Origin of the sequence: Sphingobacterium zeae (assembly GCF_030818895.1) — a bacterium.
In the GTDB taxonomy this organism is placed as follows: domain Bacteria; phylum Bacteroidota; class Bacteroidia; order Sphingobacteriales; family Sphingobacteriaceae; genus Sphingobacterium; species Sphingobacterium zeae.
On sequence record NZ_JAUTBA010000001.1, the window covers coordinates 108790 to 125329 of the forward strand.

General features: G+C 39.9%; 18 protein-coding genes. 6 read left to right on the plus strand and 12 right to left on the minus strand.

What is annotated here, in order from left to right:
- Positions 1 to 3: 3 nt before the first annotated feature.
- Positions 4 to 582 carry a hypothetical protein gene (locus QE382_RS00405; protein ID WP_307184234.1) on the minus strand — a complete coding sequence of 193 codons (579 nt, stop codon included), beginning with the start codon at positions 580 to 582 and terminating at the stop codon, positions 4 to 6.
- Positions 583 to 660: 78 nt separating this feature from the next.
- On the opposite strand from QE382_RS00405, the gene QE382_RS00410 reads away from it, so the two are divergent.
- The gene (locus QE382_RS00410) at positions 661 to 840 is read left to right on the plus strand and encodes a hypothetical protein (protein ID WP_209579325.1); all 180 of its coding nucleotides are present in this window, start codon (positions 661 to 663) and stop codon (positions 838 to 840) included.
- Between the two features lie 93 nt (positions 841 to 933).
- On the opposite strand, the gene QE382_RS00415 is transcribed toward QE382_RS00410, so the two are convergent.
- From QE382_RS00415 to QE382_RS00430, 4 genes are all read right to left on the minus strand, one after another.
- A complete protein-coding gene (locus QE382_RS00415; protein WP_115045852.1) occupies positions 934 to 1212 on the minus strand; it encodes a hypothetical protein in 279 nt (92 codons plus the stop codon).
- Between the two features lie 74 nt (positions 1213 to 1286).
- Entirely contained in the window at positions 1287 to 2060 is a 774-nt protein-coding gene (locus QE382_RS00420; RefSeq protein WP_307184235.1) for a LytR/AlgR family response regulator transcription factor, read from the minus strand.
- A gap of 26 nt (positions 2061 to 2086) precedes the next feature.
- On the minus strand, positions 2087 to 3115 hold the full coding sequence (locus QE382_RS00425; protein WP_307184236.1) for a hypothetical protein: 1029 nt from the start codon (positions 3113 to 3115) through the stop codon (positions 2087 to 2089).
- Positions 3116 to 3273: 158 nt separating this feature from the next.
- Entirely contained in the window at positions 3274 to 4221 is a 948-nt protein-coding gene (locus QE382_RS00430) for a hypothetical protein (RefSeq protein ID WP_307184237.1), read from the minus strand.
- A gap of 491 nt (positions 4222 to 4712) precedes the next feature.
- Here QE382_RS00430 and QE382_RS00435 point away from each other — a divergent pair, with 491 nt between their 5' ends.
- Positions 4713 to 5684, plus strand: a complete 972-nt coding sequence (locus QE382_RS00435; protein WP_307184238.1) for a helix-turn-helix domain-containing protein — start codon at positions 4713 to 4715, stop codon at positions 5682 to 5684.
- A gap of 278 nt (positions 5685 to 5962) precedes the next feature.
- On the plus strand, positions 5963 to 6376 hold the full coding sequence (locus tag QE382_RS00440) for a hypothetical protein (RefSeq protein ID WP_307184239.1): 414 nt from the start codon (positions 5963 to 5965) through the stop codon (positions 6374 to 6376).
- A 58-nt stretch (positions 6377 to 6434) separates the two neighbouring features.
- On the opposite strand, the gene QE382_RS00445 is transcribed toward QE382_RS00440, so the two are convergent.
- From QE382_RS00445 to QE382_RS00460, 4 genes are read right to left on the minus strand one after another with little or no spacing between them, the layout of a single operon-like run.
- Positions 6435 to 7802 (minus strand): RagB/SusD family nutrient uptake outer membrane protein, encoded by a 1368-nt coding sequence (locus QE382_RS00445; RefSeq protein ID WP_307184240.1) that lies wholly within the window; start codon positions 7800 to 7802, stop codon positions 6435 to 6437.
- A 10-nt stretch (positions 7803 to 7812) separates the two neighbouring features.
- On the minus strand, positions 7813 to 10989 hold the full coding sequence (locus QE382_RS00450) for a SusC/RagA family TonB-linked outer membrane protein (protein WP_307184241.1): 3177 nt from the start codon (positions 10987 to 10989) through the stop codon (positions 7813 to 7815).
- Positions 10973 to 11590 (minus strand): TlpA family protein disulfide reductase, encoded by a 618-nt coding sequence (locus QE382_RS00455; protein WP_307184242.1) that lies wholly within the window; start codon positions 11588 to 11590, stop codon positions 10973 to 10975. Before QE382_RS00455 ends, QE382_RS00450 begins: the two co-directional genes overlap by 17 nt.
- Position 11591: 1 nt before the next feature.
- A complete protein-coding gene (locus QE382_RS00460; RefSeq protein ID WP_307184243.1) occupies positions 11592 to 11969 on the minus strand; it encodes a hypothetical protein in 378 nt (125 codons plus the stop codon).
- An 877-nt stretch (positions 11970 to 12846) separates the two neighbouring features.
- On the opposite strand from QE382_RS00460, the gene QE382_RS00465 reads away from it, so the two are divergent.
- The gene (locus QE382_RS00465) at positions 12847 to 13332 is read left to right on the plus strand and encodes a hypothetical protein (RefSeq protein ID WP_307184244.1); all 486 of its coding nucleotides are present in this window, start codon (positions 12847 to 12849) and stop codon (positions 13330 to 13332) included.
- 302 nt (positions 13333 to 13634) lie between these two features.
- Here the strand turns inward: QE382_RS00465 and QE382_RS00470 are convergent, their stop codons facing one another.
- The 3 genes from QE382_RS00470 to QE382_RS00480 all read right to left on the minus strand — a co-directional run bounded on the left by QE382_RS00470 (position 13635) and on the right by QE382_RS00480 (position 15315).
- On the minus strand, positions 13635 to 13973 hold the full coding sequence (locus tag QE382_RS00470; RefSeq protein ID WP_293887143.1) for an RpnC/YadD family protein: 339 nt from the start codon (positions 13971 to 13973) through the stop codon (positions 13635 to 13637).
- An 80-nt stretch (positions 13974 to 14053) separates the two neighbouring features.
- On the minus strand, positions 14054 to 14701 hold the full coding sequence (locus QE382_RS00475; protein ID WP_307184245.1) for an RpnC/YadD family protein: 648 nt from the start codon (positions 14699 to 14701) through the stop codon (positions 14054 to 14056).
- Between the two features lie 398 nt (positions 14702 to 15099).
- Complete coding sequence (locus QE382_RS00480) at positions 15100 to 15315, minus strand: Fic/DOC family N-terminal domain-containing protein (protein ID WP_307184246.1); 216 nt, start codon at positions 15313 to 15315, stop codon at positions 15100 to 15102.
- Between the two features lie 376 nt (positions 15316 to 15691).
- Between QE382_RS00480 and QE382_RS00485 the strand changes: the two genes are divergently transcribed.
- Positions 15692 to 16051 carry a hypothetical protein gene (locus tag QE382_RS00485; protein ID WP_307184247.1) on the plus strand — a complete coding sequence of 120 codons (360 nt, stop codon included), beginning with the start codon at positions 15692 to 15694 and terminating at the stop codon, positions 16049 to 16051.
- Between the two features lie 102 nt (positions 16052 to 16153).
- Positions 16154 to 16489: a helix-turn-helix domain-containing protein gene (locus QE382_RS00490; RefSeq protein WP_307184248.1), complete on the plus strand. Its 336-nt coding sequence runs from the start codon at positions 16154 to 16156 to the stop codon at positions 16487 to 16489.
- Positions 16490 to 16540 lie beyond the last annotated feature (51 nt).

The following is a 16540-nucleotide window of genomic DNA, read 5'->3' on the forward strand; positions in this document are numbered from 1 at the left end:
ACCTTACGGATTGCCATATACTAATTCATACGTATATTCATGCCCGGGCGTATCCGTCAGTGTAACCCGGTACTTCGCATTTTCGAAATTCGGATTATCGGCCTGCACCTGGTACATCCACGATATCCCTTGTCCGTCCATGTCCTGCGCCATCCCTACTTCCAGCTCCAAGTCATTTGCATCGAAAATTCCGACCTCTACTTTCACCACCTTCATCACATCCTTCACCATAAACAAGATCTGATCCGTTTCGTTACCTTGATAACTACTATCGTCCCAACGACGAATGACCGGTGCCGTAAAGTAATCTTTAAAGGCTACATTATAGGCTGTCTGATTAATATTTGCCTTGGCCTGATAGGCCGCCTTTAGGTCAGGATCCTGTATCGCCGTACGGGCGTACAACGATGCATCAATAAAGCGATTCTGTACAGCAAGCTGTTTAATTGTGGGTGCTTTCTTATTTTGAAAAGTCGGTCTGCGGGCAATGATTGTCTGATTGCCACGTTGCCGGAATACGAGCATTTTGCCTACTGTCCCCGATGCTCCCTCCATGACGATATTACCTTTTGATTTTGCCATTACGTTTGTTTCTAAATGTTAAATAATCTGTCTAATGTCAAAACGAAGGGCGCCCATCATTGCCTTGACGATACAAATATGCACTCGAAATCAAGCGATGTCAATAGCGTCAAACAGATGCGGGGAAATACGGTTAAATCTGACGGAAAATGTTTAAAAACGGTTAAACAGATGAATCCAACGGTATGTGGCGGCGAGATGCCCCTGGCTTATGTTATCCTTGTGCTTAACAAGGGCTTAGAAAGGGTCATCGTTTAGTTGTTGTAGTATGTTTCTTGTGCGAGGCTAGGGTGAAGCACATAATTGCCCAGATCCGGTCCATATAAAATCCGGGCAATTAGATCTCCTTTGCTATTTCTGCTTTTTAGGGTTTGCCCTGATGTGAGCTGCAATCTCATTTTTAAAGTAATAATCTTTGCCGTCGAGATTGTAAATCGGGAGCTGGGCTTTGATTTGCCCCAATTTAGTATCCCGTATATGCAGCAATGCCTTAAGATCGGTATTATCCAATATTTCCACAGCGCTATCGGCCAGGTTTTGGCTTAAATGCTGCGCTTCCGTGGCGATTACCTGCACAGCCTGTACGAGCGCGCGTAATTCGGATCGAACTTCTTCAAAAAATTTTTCCATAATCTTTGTTAATTTAAACTATCATTCGGTTTATTAATTCAGTTTAATTCATCCCTCCCTACTTATCCGTCTGCTCATTCAAACACGTGCAGCTTCTGCCGAAGTTCCTTGATATAGCTACGGGTCACGGCAAACGAGCGCTGAGGACCCTCACTCATCACAATTTTATTCTTCAAAAAGGAAACAATAAAGTTCATATTGACTAGGGTCGATTGATCCACCTGAACAAATTCGGTTGCCGGTAGAAAATCGACAATTTCTTTTATGGTCTTTTTTGCCTTTCTCGGCACTGGTTTGCCAAACCCATCCAATCGCATATTTCTTTCGAAAAAAGCCAGTTCATTGTCCCCTTTCACTTTCTGCACAAAATAAATATCACTGAACTGTACTCTTTGACACATTTTATCAGACATTTCGATAAAGGCAAATTCAGGTTGTGGCCTAAACGTGAGATTGATCGGAACAGCCAAACGTCGAAAAGCATTTTCTAGCGCTCTACAGACCATCGCAAATGTAGCCGGTTTGGGCATAAAGTCCGCCGCATCCAAACGATAAGAGCGCAGCGAAAACGCTTCATGCTCCGTCACAAATACAACCTCGGGTCTTCTCTTCACATCAATAGACTCATAAAGATCCATTCCATTGAGCACAGTATCCTCAGCGCTCCGATTCAGCACAATATCCATAAAGAGTACATCATACTTGCCTGAGTGGATTTTTCGCAACGCATCTTTTTTATTATCCGCCACATCAATTAGCAGATCCAAATCTGTTTTTTCTAAAAGAGCTTTTAGTTTCTCAGCATCAGGTCGAAAATCTTCAACGATAAGAATAGGGATTATTGGCATACGCTATTATTTTTTAAAATACTCCGTTAAATCGCTTTCCGGTAGTTGTGGAGCAGCGTTAGCTGGACACTGAAAATGGAATGTTGTTCCCGATATTCAATCCGATAGGCTCCGGGCAATACCGCAGCAAATAGTTCCCGAAGCAACTTATTGCCCTCCCCTGTATGCCCTTCCGAGCGCTTTCCGCAGACATGATTGATCATCTGGAAATGCAACTGACCATTTATCCGGGTCCATTCCATGATAATTTGGCCCTGTGTTCCCGGCGGACTGTAGTTCAGCGCATTTTCAAACCACGAGAGCATCGATGCAGCAATGATAGAGCGGCTCCAATCGGTCGCAAGGAGCACTTCTTCCCCTTTAAATAGCATGAGGCGGTCCGTAAAACACGAGGCCATCACCTTGAGCTGCTTCCATTCTTCAGCAATAGCTACTTTGACTTTTCGGTTTGCTGTCACTGCGATGATATATCGGAATAGTTCCAGTGTATCGTTTCGGTTCAGCAATTTATTCTGCTGCGCGATCTTGATCCATTCTTTCACAAAGTGCTTAGAAAGACGTCCTGCCAGCCTGCCGACCTCCAATTCCATTGTGAGCAATTGAAATCTTAGCCGAAAGGAACAATATTTATAAACGATATGTACAAGCAAGGCTGTTTCCAGTGCCAATAAATTGCCTATCGCTATACGATCATGAAATTTCATCAAATGGTAATCGGTCAGTTTACCGATAAAAGAAATACTATGCGCTGGGAGCCATGAATAGGTATAATAGACCCAAAAGTCCATACTCAGGTAGTACCAACCACCAGTCAACAAGACCACGAGCAGCTTGCCATATAAACCGCTCATTTGGAATACTTTTATGGCAAGCCAATAGAGCGTAAATGAAAACAGGTAGGGTCCGGTCAAGGCCAATAGATGTCGCATGGTCAATCGATGCCATACATGAATATTCATTTTGAGCAGCAGCAGCACCAAGAATCCTGTTCCGATAAAAAATAAGATGTATCTACGCGTGAAAAACTGGGTTATTTTGGTCCGTCTATCTTCCATGATATCCTCTTTAAAATGTTGGCGAAATTATTTTTCCCCTATAATTAATGTACTTTGAACACTTAAATTACAAAAAACAAAACATAAATAATAAATTAATTAAAAATAATATTTCGCTAAAAGGAAACATCATCCTTATCAAGAAATTATACAGCACCTCATTTACTTGATTTTATACTTTTTACCCTTTCAGCAAATTTCTCGTTTTTTAGTTCGAAAAATTCCCGGTTTTTCACGTCGAAAAAGAAAGCACGCTCTTGTACATATATAGGCATTACCCACCTCAGTGCATCTTGTAAAACGACCGTTCTATCCTCAACATCCGGATGATAAATATGAATCAAGGGCCAGTTTTCCCATGCCGCCCAATCCTTCATAACGATCCCAGTGATCACCTTGTTTAATTGTCCCTTAAACCTCTTCATAAACCCGTTGGGTTGCTCCCCTCTTTTACAGCGCAGCCTCTTTGATAAAGCCAGATTCCACAGGCCATTGTTCTTGTTTTTTTCCATCAGTAGAAAAGAGAGGGGTAATTGGAACCGGAAGGCAAACTGTGTTATACTCGCGTGGAAATACAGTCTACTAGCTGCAACGGGGACCTTTAACAGGGCCCGGGGCTCTTTGACAGCCAAGCGATTTGCCCGTTCGTCCGCGTCAAGGTATACCAAAACCAAACGGTTTTCATTTAGGGCCGAAAGTATATTTTTCAGCACTGTACGTCTTGAAGCATAGATATAGCGCAGGCTGTCTGCTTCGAGATTGTTATACTGCAGCAGCTGTTCAGTCTCTTTTTGTTCCTCTTTAATAATATTAGGCGAAGCGAGTACAGTAATTTTATAGCCTGCCGCAAGCAGATAGCGCGGTATCAGACGGTATGGGCCATAATGGAAAGAGATGACAATCCCGCTAAGATCAGTTGGAAGCCTTTCAAGACACGTGGCATCCAGCATTTGGTCCAGGTGGACGGGGTGCAGCATCTTGGCAAAAGACTGTCGGTAAGCGCTCCATCTCAGGTAATTCAGTTCAAGATCTTCGACAGTAAACTCCGGAAAAAAATTCCATACGTTGGCAAACCAAAAAGGTTTGGTCAATTGGTTATTGTTCATTTAAATTGTGGTTTAAAAAAAATTTAGGTTCTTGTTCAATCAGTCAACAGCATCAACATTTTTCATTGTCAACGACATCCCCCATTTCCGGAAATAGCTGCATCATCTGAGACAAAGTCAACCCTAGATTGACGATCTGATCACTTGTCTGCATATTCTCGTTCATGTTGATTTGAATTAAATACCGGCCTGCAACGATACGGGTCAGGCCACTCCCGCTGGCTGTGTATGCACTAAAATTGTATGAGCTAACGATCAAATGTGGCTGAAATCCTTCAAAAAAAGAAAAAGAATGATAGGTTACAAAAATAGAAAGCAAATTGACAGTGATGGCATAAAGAACAAGAGAACAGGTCAGATATCCCTAATTTGGTGCATGATTTCCTCACAAATACGTCATCTATCATTTTTTTAGCTACTTCTCAAACCTCGATATTACTTTTATAAACATGGATTGAGCCCTTTATAAAACCTGATTGACCGTATATCCAATGATCAAAACTTTTCATTTTATATTGCCCCAGGTGACCCAATTTACCAGGCAAGTAAAAGCCTTTTCACCTAAGTTGCCCGATTCCCAACTACAGCGCTATGAGGATGCGAACATCCAATTGATAGAAGAATACATTGATTATCATAGCGTCATATTTTATCGCGTGCAGGCTCAGGTGCAAAGAACATTTCATTTGTCCGTGCAAACCAATAAATCCGATTATCATCTGCTGTATAATAGACATTCCGTTTCGACCATTAAAATAGAACATGCAGCAAATAATAGTCACCTGCAGCTGCCTGCTGGATATGATACTTATGCCTACATCCCCAAAGGGAAGATGCAAACGCTTCTGGTGCAGGGAGAATATTTGATCTACGGTGTTCTGGTCGATATAGGATATATCCGGTCACCCATATTTAAAGAAGACCATTTTCTATTCAAATTCAGTACAGCACATCTCCGCGACAAGAAACGACTATATCAAAGTGCAGCATGGCCAATCAAAGAAAAGACAAGCTATCAGCTATCTAGAATTGAAGAGCATTTTTTCAATTATCATAAAGACAATGAAGCTATGGCTGTAAAACTTGTCTATGACCTATTTGATATCGCCATTTACAAAAATTTTGAACACTATGAAAAGATAGATCCCGATCAGTTCCTGGCCGAAAGGGCCAAGAGAATGATTAGGGATCAGGTAACGCAGACTTTTAGCACTTGTTCCATACAGGTTATTGCCGACCAGCTACAGATTGACATTAGTAAATTGGATAAGTTGTACAAAACCGTCTATGGTGAGACTCCCAGACAGACCTGGAACACGCTTATAATTCAAAAAGCAAAAGATCTACTTCTTGCAGGGCATTCGGTCAAGGAAGTTTCAAACTATTGCGGCTATGGGTCCCAGCAGAATTTTTCAGCTTTTTTTCGGAAACAGACGGGCATCTGCCCGAGCGCTTATAAATAAACAAACATCCCTATCCATCACCCCATATATGGCATTCGCCCCTGAAATTAGACCTCTCGTCCCAAAAATGAGCGCTACCATTCACTAATAGAAATACAACCTCAAAGAAGAGACCGGGCGCCATCGCCAAAAAACCATACAACGAGCTCCCCAAAAGTCATACATCTTAAGCTGATCACTGCAGTAACTTTGGTATAAGACAACAGAAAACAACTCCACGGCCGATCCAGGAGGATAATAAGGATAAGCGACAAGGATAAACTTAAACACATAAAAAAATGAAAAAAATTGCAAAAAGATTCATCAGCACCATGAGTATTGGTGTGATGGCGTTAGGAATTTCATTCAGCGCGAATGCGCAAAGTATTAAAAGTGAAAAAGAAGTTAAAGGAGAGAAAGAAGTAAATACAGTAGCGGCGAATCAGGTGTGGTCATACCATGGCACATCCTCAGACTCTCCTACGGATCCCAGCAAATACAGCCTGGGACCAAGTGATGAATGCGGAACACTAAGCGAGACCATCTGCCAGATCAATGCACCTGCAAATCCATCAAATCCATCACAACCCGATATGACGGCGCTGGTTACCCCGCCGGGATCATCTACCCCAACAACGATCGCCCTTCGCATCAGCACTGCCAACAGTAGTAAAACACCGAATGAAACTGTCACTGATTTCAGGCCGTTTTAATTCAAGCTATAGCTCAAAGAAAGTAGCGAGGGAACTATCCTTCGCTATTTTCTTACGATTATTCCATATTGGTCATATTTTTAACCTCAGCTGGAATATTAAAAATGTAACCGCTGCTATTGGGCAAGAGTTTGAATTGTTCAGTTTTACCGTCAACGGTTACCTCACGGACAATTTCCTTTTTAAAACGTTCGTCTTTATTCAACCGTCTCAAATCCGACCACCTTAGCCCTCTACGAACCAACTCTTTACGCCGCTCCCTAATTATTATTTTCAACAAAGCTTCTGAGTTAGTTTCTGTTACAGGCACAAAGAATTGCTTCTCAATCCGATTTTGCAACAGATAATTTAACTGTTCCAATGCGCTGGTAACATTTCCCAATCGTGCGTTACATTCAGCGGCATTTAATAATACTTCAGAAGTCGTCATACCTACAAAAAAGAGCCCTGCCCCCGTTCCCATATACTGCCCTTTAAATGTAGAGAAGCCATCTGTTCCTTTTTTATAGTTTGCCCGAAGTCGCAAGTCATGCGCTTCATATAGTTGAAGTAAATCCATTGTCAAGTACGACCCTCGACTCCCAATAAACATGGTCGAGCCGTTTGAGTATGCAAAAAATAACGTTTCAGCATTCATCGCTGGATAAGGATAAGCTGCATCGACATTCATTGTATTGAGATCCATCAAAGTCTTATAACTGCCCAATACCTTATCCGCATAATTTTTTGCTTGCACATAATCTTCCATCGCCAAATACACGCGTGAAAGTGCAGCAAAGGCTGAAATCCGGTTGGGTCTTGTCAGTATACCCAGTTCATGTGGCAGCAAGTCACTCGCTTGTTCCAAATCTTCAATAACCGAACCATAACATTCCCCAACTGTTGACCGCTTGGTTTTGTCATTGATATCAGCAGTCAACTTGAGCGGTATGCCAGCCCCATTATTATCACCTTTCTGATCAAAAGGCGCAGCATATAGCTGCAAAAGAGTAAAATGCATCAATGCCCGATGAAAAAGCGCCTGTCCTTTGATGTTAGAAGGATCAAGTCCTTTCAAAATTTTAATATCAGGAAGTCCATCCAGCACCGTATTTGTTACAGCAATAGCCTTATACGCGTTGCGCCACACAACCATGTTTTCAATTGTTCCATAGAGCGCCGGATTTTGAAATGTATACACCTGTTGTTCAAAATTGTAAAGCCTATTGTAACCCGCATCCGAAACGAAAAAATCATCTGTACAAGCTTCGAGCAAAAAAGGGTAACTCCCCAAATTGAGCTGATTACCTGCATCAAGAAGTGCCTGCATATCCTCCAATGTGGATGGCACTGTGCTTGTTTTATTTGTTTTATCCTCTAGAAATTTAGTACAGGAAGCCATACAAAATAGGCTTACTATGAGTAGTTTGTAAATATATTTTTTCATGACACAAGTATTAAAAATTAATATTCCCACCAACTGAAATTATGCGCGGAGCAGGCAAATCCAAATAATCAGGATCGAGATTTTCCTTATTTTTTCGCCAGATCAATCCCACGTTATTTGCTCCAATGTAAAGTTGGCCTTTGATCTTTTTGTCGTTTAGGCCAAAGTTGTAGCCGAGTCTAATATTTTGCAACCTAATGAGATCACCTTTGACGATATTATTGGAAGAATGCTGATAAAAAAGATCGCGATAACTATCGTTGGGGTATTGCATCGATGGAACTGCTGTCGCCAATTCGTCCCCCGGTTGCTGCCATCTTTTAGCAAAATCAGCATGCCCATCCCAGGAGTCAAATAGACTACCATAGACAATGGATTTCTTCTTAAAATAGTGGCCAAATTTAAAGAGTAGACTAAAATCTAGGTAAAACTTGCCATAACCTATGGTATTATTCCATGCTCCGTATATTGGAGGTAAGGCAGTGCCATGATAATTTAGGTATTGCAGTGAATCTGTCGTCAGCGCCTGATAATCTTTCGATATTTCGCTATTTTTATATCCCCTCGGATCGCCATTGACGGGATCCAGCCCAGCGGATTTATAAGAGAAAACTGGGTACAGAGATTTACCCAATAACGGCATAAGCGTCCTCCCACCATCCAGATACAGGTTTGTCGCTCCGATTGTCCCTCTATAATCAGTCACTTTATTTTTGCTATAGGAAAAATTAATGGAAGATTGCCAATAACCTTTTCCAAACCTAACGCTTGATGCGAGCGTTAAATCGATCCCATGGGTTGCTATTTTACCTACATTTTTTGTCAACAGCGAATAACCCGAAGTCGGATCAAAGGGATCATCAGAAAGCAGGTCAAAAGACTTCTTCCGGTAATAATCTATATTGGCCATTAATTTTCCACCATAGATTGAAAAGTCCATTCCGAAATTTAAGGTACGTACCGTTTCCCATTTGAGTCCCGGGTTTGGCGGGCTTCCAATCAGAGCATAAGGCAAATTGCTGTAATTTGAATTACCGACGTAGCCGATCACAGTTTTATTGAGTGCCCCATAAGGTTGTACACCACCGTAACCGAAGGTTGACCGCAGTTTAAGATAATCTATCCAATCGGTCTCTTTCATAAATTTTTCCTTTGCTATCTGCCAAGAAAGGCCTGCCGACCATAGTGGATTCCACTGGCTGTTGACATTCGTCCCGAAGGAATTCGCGGCATCCTTTCGCGCAGAAAAAGAAAGCCCGTATTTCCCCTTGTATTCGTATAAGCCATTAAAATACATGGAAACGGTTCTCGACAATGTTCCTGCATACGAATCCAAGGGCGTCATAAACCCGTAGCCGAGCCCACCGTAGAGCTGATAGATAGCATTATAATCCATGCTTTTGCGGCTGAGAACTTCGGCATTGTAACCATAAGATCCCGAAGAGCGCTGGTCGGCATTTCTGGTATACAGCTCTGTACCGATCAGTGCATTCAAGACATGGTCGCCCCCAAAAGACTTGTTGAAACTCACTTGTACCCTTCCACGATGCGATTGCATCTCATTGTGAGCATTGCGCAATATAGCTCCAAATGGAAAATCGTACAGCTTTGCCCCATCGACAATTCGCGTATACTTATTGATCAAATCCCGCACCTCAAAAGAATCCTCTCCGGAAAGCGATTCTGATTTGGTATTACTATTCTCATAACCATAAATCAAATCAGCCTTTAAGAACGGTAGGATGTCATAATGCAAGTTAAAATTTAAATAAAGGTGCCGATTCCAGGACTTGTAAGTCGAGTTATCCCGATCAGCTAAAGGTCGGTAGTTCCAGTCCAATAGACCGTCGGCATTTGCCCTTTCAAGAAAAGATGAATTATAAAATCTTGGGATCGACAGGAAGTTTCCTTCCGCATCAGCCAATGAAGCATAAGGGTATAACGTATTCTTTCCACCACCGGGCACCATAGGATAACGTGGCGTTGAAGAGAAAATTCGGTCTCGACCATTGATCAGAGAAAGCGTGTTCTCTATGGATAACTTTTGCCCCAATTGCCAGCTGTTTATGGCCCGCAAGGTTAACCGGTCATTATTTGCCCCTTTCGTATCCCCTATACCCCGATCATAACCAACCGAATAGCGGTTTCTATTGGTTGCATTACTTGTGGATATATCCAAAAAGTACTGCTGATTGACCGCAGCTTGATAAACATATTTCATCAGGTCATTTCGGTAATCATGCCCTTCCAATTCTTTCAAATTAGTATTCAGATCATTATCAGACAAGATCCCCGCTTTATTGGCATACAACATATCCACGACAGGCGAAAATATCGTCGTCTGGTTATAGGCGCTATTATATGCATCTTCGTAATACTTATTATCAAACAGAAAACGCTCGACTTCGATAAAATCCTTACTATTGATCACTTTGTTATAGAATAGGTCAGGCTTGCTGCTGACCATTGTTGTCGCTGTGAAATTGATAGTAGGCTTACCGCCCACCTTTCCCTTTTTGGTTGTCACGACGATCACGCCATTTCCTGCTCGAGATCCCCATATACTGGATGCTGCCGCATCCTTCAATACGGAGACAGATTCCACATCATTAGGATTAAGATCATCCAATGTACCATCGTAAGGGAAATTATCGACTACGATGAGGGGCTGGGCCGCTATTTCAGAAAAGGTGTTTATCCCCCGTATATTAAGCACCGATTTTCCGCTCCTTCTATCAAACTGCAATCCGGAAACTTTACCTTCTATACGGTCCAAGATCCCTCTGCTCGGGATTTTATTAAAGTCTTTATTCGATACCACCCCGAAGCTACCTGTGGCCCGTTCTTTCGGCATAATCTGATATCCCGTGTTGACCTGCACTTCATTCAGTTTATTTTCTTTGGTCTGCATCGAAATTATCAAGTTTGCACTATAACTACTCCAGCTGACCTTTTGGGTTTCAAAGCCGATTGCTGACACGGAGACTGTAAGTGGAGTAACTATACTGCTTATTTCAAACTTACCCAATGAATCAGTTCGATAAATTGATGCAGATCCCACCAATTTAATATTCGCGTCAGCAATTGGATGCATATGCTGGTCGATAACCTTCCCACTGTACCTACCCTGAGCAAATACAGTAAAGCAACAAAGAGTTGCCAAGATGGAGCTAATTATTCGTGTCATAGCGATAATAATTCTTTAGAAAGGAGTTAACAGATACCCGACCAATCAATCTTTTTAGTGTTATTGCCGCTATTCTTTCATTGGCATCTACCCAAACATAAAATGGGTATACATCGTGCGGAAACAGCTTAATCAAATAATCATCAGCATATATTGAGGTAAGGTCATTTGTTCGAAGGATATCATTAGGCATATTGTGTATCCGTTGATAAGTATCTTTTTCACCGTAGGAGTTTACTAACAAAATATTTAATTCCTTCCCGAACTGCTTTTTTAGCTCGACTAAGTCTGGAAAAGCAGCGATACAGGCGCGGCAGGTAGTAGACCAAAAGTCAAGAATAAAAGATTTGCCTTTGTACTTAGATAGTTCTACGAATGCTGTGTCCCCTTGATTATAGATTTTCACTTTTCGGGACCAGAAATCTTGAGGTAATTTATTTCCGACGAGTACCGGCTCCACGGTATTAGACCCATTGGCCCCGCTGTCCTTGCGGGGCGTCTGAGCAGATAAACTAAACATAGAAACCAAACACAGCAGCGTCGCTCGTGCTCGTTTGCTTTTAAAAGCCTTGTGTAAATTATATAGTATTGTTTTCATCATCTTAAGGTTTTGGTTGGTTAATGGATTGAAGAAAATCGTTGATTTTTTTGGTCAGTCTGATTTCCTCCATATTCAGGTCCAGTGTCGACAGTTTTACTTGGGTTGTATCTAAATGGCGGCTATGCGTCAGGAAATAGGCTATTAGCGCGCGCAAAATATCCGACAAAAACAACGTTTGCTGTAGAGCCTCTAATTTGCTTTCGGTAGCTTCGCCAAGGGTTTTGCATTTGAGATCCAATGCATAGAGGTTTTCGCGTATCGTGACTAGCGAATAATGATCCCAAAAGTTTTCGATACATTTCAATGGATCGTAACTGTCTTCATGGATCTCATAGAATGGCCTGTCGAGATGCAGGAGATCTTCATAAATGGCTTTCATGTGTTTAGTTTTTAGCTGTGACCATAGCGCATAGCTCTCCCTGTCCGACCGAAATCAGCTCTTTTGTGGGAACCTGAATGGGTTCAGGTCACAGCGGTTAAAAAATAAGAAATAGGTTATCGGACGCGGTGCAGGACAGTTACACGTAATTTGATAGAGACGATACCGCGTCCGTTGGCAAAATAAAAAACCGACCTTTTTTATAGAATTTCTATAACAGTATTTTTCTCAAATCTTTGCTTTTGAAATCGGAAACCCTTACTTTTAAAGTGCGAAGATAAAAGAGATGAGGGCTGTTCAATTTTAGAGCGTGGATCTAAAAAAAATAGGCCGGCAAAATCAACAATTGGTATGCTATAAATAGGCCATTACGGCTTTTATATCCATTCGATACCCAGGGGCTATCGGCCATTGTAGATTTTAAGCTTTTGAGAAGCTATTCCGGTGGGCAGTATTTGTTCTTGATAAGCAATGATACTGCAGGCTGGGTAAGCTGGTCCTTGATCTGCCGTCGTTCTGTAAATGTTCTTAGCTCTTTTGATCTCATAATCTTACAATTTGGTTGTCAGCAAGAGTCTCGAGGGGAAGTAAGAGGGCAAAAATTTATAAATATAAAAGAGGCAAGCCCCACTACCTTCCACTGAATACGAGGTACGACGAATACCCATGACGCAGTTTCCAATAGGGGAGCTTGCCCCTTCCTTTTGCGAAAATACAAAAAGCACAGGGGGTTCGCAAACCCTACGTCTCGCGTCATTGAAATTTCGTCGTTTCCGTATTCGAGACTAAATCAGATTAACTGATTATAAGACAAATATAAAGATAAAAATCAAAATTAGTCCTGTTTGAGACTTTTTATTTTAAATAACAAATAAAAATGACTGATTATCAATTAAATAAACTCGAAGAATTCTCCAAATATATTTTATCCATACTTAAGAAAAAGATTAAAAATAAATCTGAATTAAAAAATAAGTCTAAAGAAATATCAAATCTTCTTAGTGAGAGCTCTCCCAAACTAGATGGCAGAATCTTTCATAAGACCTTGATTTTTTTAGGAGAAGATATTGATACTTTCTGTAACAATTATTTTAGTAAACATGAGGGCCATATTTTAGCGAGTCTAAAAAAGAATGAAAACTTATTTCACGATTTGATCAATCCTTATATAAATAGCCAGAATCAAATTAGTGATAGCTCTAAAATTATTGCGAAGAGATTTAATAGACTTTTCTCAGGAGAACTTAATGAGCTATATGCAGATGAAATATATGGCCTTTCTAAAGCTCTAGCATGTAAACCTAGTCAACTTTTCGATTACTTTTACGCTGATGGCGAGAGACCAGTAATTGGGTTAAGTTAGGATAGCCCAAAAATGGAGAGAAACAAACAGTAAAAAGCTGTTTGTAATTTTTCGATTTAAAAAATTATTTCTATACTAAATCAGCCGGTTGAGATATACCAACATCTAGCGAAGCGGCTTAATCTATTAGGGCGCTTTATTATTAACGATAAGATTTTTCATAATTTAGATTTATAAAGTTTCTCCTCTTTTATCAGCGACGAAAGGGGAGTTTTTTGAGCATATAGCATCTTTAAAATGAAAAGCCACTCCCTTTCGGAAATGGCTTAAAATAAATATCTATAAACTTTAAAAGTATTTGATTACAGCTTTTCGATCTCTTCGATAGAAAGACCGGTGCCTTTAGCAATATCAGCAATAGGTAAACCCATTTTCTTAAACTCCAGTGCAATGGCAATAGCTTCTTCCCGCTTACCTTTTTCAATGCCAGTCTTAAGACCTTTTTCAATGCCTTTCTGAATTCCTTTTTTTTCAGCTTTATCTAATAAATATTCTTGAGTGCCCATAGTATCGCTCCTTCCTATTTTTGTTTCTATTTCTTTTTCAAACTTAGATAAATTGCCTACAAAAAGCAATTTATCGATCTCTCCTCTGCCATCGAGAACTAATCTATTGAGGAAATATACCCAAAACTTCCTCATTATCAAAACTTACGTAGTAAGTTAGGAACCGTAATGAGCTATGCTCATTACAGCATCATTTCCTATTAAAAATAATTAAATCAATGATAATCATATAACCCTTGTCGCGTATCCTTATCCATCTCCCGGTTTATCATTTCATCATAAAGATCGTGTTTAATCGCTTTCAGGCCTTCGTCGCTTATTTTCTTGTTCTTGATAGCCAAAAGAGCAGTAAGAACAATTACAGAAAATGGATTCTTATTTGATCGCAATACCGACTCTTGCTGATCCATGATCTTGTAACTGTTAAAATCATAGCGCAATGACGTGCCCATAAATTCTTGCCTATATACCTCCGGCCGATAGCTTCTATTTTCATCGGCCAGAATAGCTATAGCCGTAATAGGAACTTTATAACGATCCCATATTCTATAAAAATAGCGAAACATGCGCTCGGCCAAATCACCATTTCCTTTGCTGCTCTGTATCTCAACATGGCAGAGCACAAACTGTTCGCTCCCATCATTTAAATAGACTTTGACGAGCTTATCGACATAACGAACTCCCTTACCGTTACTTTCCGGAGGGAATAATTGCTCAAACTCTTTGTCAAGATAATCAAAGGGTCTATTCAAATCAAAAACAGCATCTGCATCCGGAAAAATAAATCGTAGAAAATGCGAAAATGTTTGCTCCAAAATAGATTTCCACAAGGGATCATCTATACGCCTTCTTCTTGGACTCATAATTATTTATCAACTGGTTAACAGCATAAAGATAAGAATTATTAATACAAAATACTAATATAATTAGCATTAGTTTAACTATTTTCTATAACATGAACCGCTAGATGTAATCATTCATAATATAGTTAGTATTTAAAATTGGTTTCCTTTTATATCGGTAAAAGAGGATTATTGTTGATCTTTAAAATGAAAAGCCACTCCCTTTCGGAAATGGCTCAAAATAAATATCTATAAACTTTAAAAGTATCTGATTACAGCTTTTCGATTTCTTCGATCGAAAGCCGGGTTCCTTTAGCAATATCAGCAATAGGTAAACCCATTTTCTTAAACTCCAGTGCAATGGCAATAGCTTCTTCCCGCTTTCCTTTCTGAATTCCTTTTTTAATTTGAGAATTGCATCAAATGTTGCAATTCCATTCTTTGCAGTTTCTATGATGCCTACCAGAAAAAACTTCAACCATTGCTTGGTTCATTGCATCAATATAATAATGAACTTCTACCCAATCGTCTCTACGTTCAACTACTAAATCTTCTTTATCTAAAAAAGCATCTTCTATATTAGTTTGTGTACCTTCAATCTTACTACTTTGTGTTGCTTCCTTAGCAACATACATGCTAATAATGCCATAGAAAAGATTGAGATTGCACTAAGAACTAAACGCTAATCATAATGCCTAAATTAAGTATTCTTTGGTCTCAAAAAGGAAGCTGGTATTAAAAAGAATACTGGTTAACAAAATAAATAATCACGCATATAATAACTCTCAGTTATTATAACTATCTTTAAAATTATTCTTAGATTATAAATTACCGTACTTGCTCATTCAGATTCGGATCCGGAGTGTCCTATCGACGATACCTGGTTCGTGGTTACTATGCACACGATTTATGTCAAACCAGAAAAGGTGGTGGCTAAACGAGGCTGTGAGCAAATTGAGGTATTTATTTCCAATTTAAAACGCGCAGTTCCTAAACATATGAAAAAGAAGCTTGAAAAGAAAAATAGTATTTAATAAAAAGAAACGAGAGCAGTTTAAAAAAGAAAGTGAATTTGTCTTATTTGTCGCTACAACAACCAATTATTTCCTCCGGCCACGGACAATCTATCAAATGGCTGCGGACTTTTCGAATGAATATAGTTTCGAAATTACAGCTGAACGGATTAACTCCATTTTAAGAAAGATCGTTGTGAACGGCATTTTAAAGGCGCACAAAGTTCCCTATCGTTACGGATTTGGTTATAAGCATATATTATTTAGCACTGTCGTATATTATCATCCCGATCTCGATTGGAATGAACATCCTGAACAAATAGCGGGCTATAATTGGATGCCTACCTATATTTTCTAGCGATTTGACTGCAGTTTTTAAGATCAGCGTCAGAGGTATTGCTGTTTGAGCTGTACAGCGTCAAAGCTATTTTTTATAAGTTAACGATAAATTATTTTTTTCATGAAAAACATAGGGAAGACAATTAGATTACTTCGGATACAGAAAGGCTGGGAACAAGTAAAATTTGCCAAAAAATTGAACTTATCTAATCCCGCTGTTTCAAAGATCGAAACAGGCTTTACCACGATTACGCTCTCTCGTTTACACCAGATTGCAAGCGTATTTAATTTGACAACTGCACAGTTATTAGCTCAACATATCACAGGTAACGCAAACGAAAGAGATGAGTGTGCTGAAATTTTAAACAAAATACGACAACGTGAGGAAGAAATCAAGCAAATTCAAACGAAGATTATACAACTCTATGAGGAACTATACAAAAAAGATACTGTTTAAATACCAGCTGCACTAAACGCTGTTATAGCTGCAATTTGTCGCATTAAAGCC

Excerpts from the sequence above, each read along its gene's own strand:
- QE382_RS00405 (WP_307184234.1), bottom strand. The coding sequence starts at position 582 with ATGGCAAAATCAAAAGGTAATATCGTCATGGAGGGAGCATCGGGGACA.
- QE382_RS00410 (WP_209579325.1), top strand. The coding sequence starts at position 661 with ATGCACTCGAAATCAAGCGATGTCAATAGCGTCAAACAGATGCGGGGA.
- QE382_RS00415 (WP_115045852.1), bottom strand. The coding sequence starts at position 1,212 with ATGGAAAAATTTTTTGAAGAAGTTCGATCCGAATTACGCGCGCTCGTA.
- QE382_RS00420 (WP_307184235.1), bottom strand. The coding sequence starts at position 2,060 with ATGCCAATAATCCCTATTCTTATCGTTGAAGATTTTCGACCTGATGCT.
- QE382_RS00425 (WP_307184236.1), bottom strand. The coding sequence starts at position 3,115 with ATGGAAGATAGACGGACCAAAATAACCCAGTTTTTCACGCGTAGATAC.
- QE382_RS00430 (WP_307184237.1), bottom strand. The coding sequence starts at position 4,221 with ATGAACAATAACCAATTGACCAAACCTTTTTGGTTTGCCAACGTATGG.
- QE382_RS00435 (WP_307184238.1), top strand. The coding sequence starts at position 4,713 with ATGATCAAAACTTTTCATTTTATATTGCCCCAGGTGACCCAATTTACC.
- QE382_RS00440 (WP_307184239.1), top strand. The coding sequence starts at position 5,963 with ATGAAAAAAATTGCAAAAAGATTCATCAGCACCATGAGTATTGGTGTG.
- QE382_RS00445 (WP_307184240.1), bottom strand. The coding sequence starts at position 7,802 with ATGAAAAAATATATTTACAAACTACTCATAGTAAGCCTATTTTGTATG.
- QE382_RS00450 (WP_307184241.1), bottom strand. The coding sequence starts at position 10,989 with ATGACACGAATAATTAGCTCCATCTTGGCAACTCTTTGTTGCTTTACT.
- QE382_RS00455 (WP_307184242.1), bottom strand. The coding sequence starts at position 11,590 with ATGATGAAAACAATACTATATAATTTACACAAGGCTTTTAAAAGCAAA.
- QE382_RS00460 (WP_307184243.1), bottom strand. The coding sequence starts at position 11,969 with ATGAAAGCCATTTATGAAGATCTCCTGCATCTCGACAGGCCATTCTAT.
- QE382_RS00465 (WP_307184244.1), top strand. The coding sequence starts at position 12,847 with ATGACTGATTATCAATTAAATAAACTCGAAGAATTCTCCAAATATATT.
- QE382_RS00470 (WP_293887143.1), bottom strand. The coding sequence starts at position 13,973 with ATGAGGAAGTTTTGGGTATATTTCCTCAATAGATTAGTTCTCGATGGC.
- QE382_RS00475 (WP_307184245.1), bottom strand. The coding sequence starts at position 14,701 with ATGAGTCCAAGAAGAAGGCGTATAGATGATCCCTTGTGGAAATCTATT.
- QE382_RS00480 (WP_307184246.1), bottom strand. The coding sequence starts at position 15,315 with ATGTATGTTGCTAAGGAAGCAACACAAAGTAGTAAGATTGAAGGTACA.
- QE382_RS00490 (WP_307184248.1), top strand. The coding sequence starts at position 16,154 with ATGAAAAACATAGGGAAGACAATTAGATTACTTCGGATACAGAAAGGC.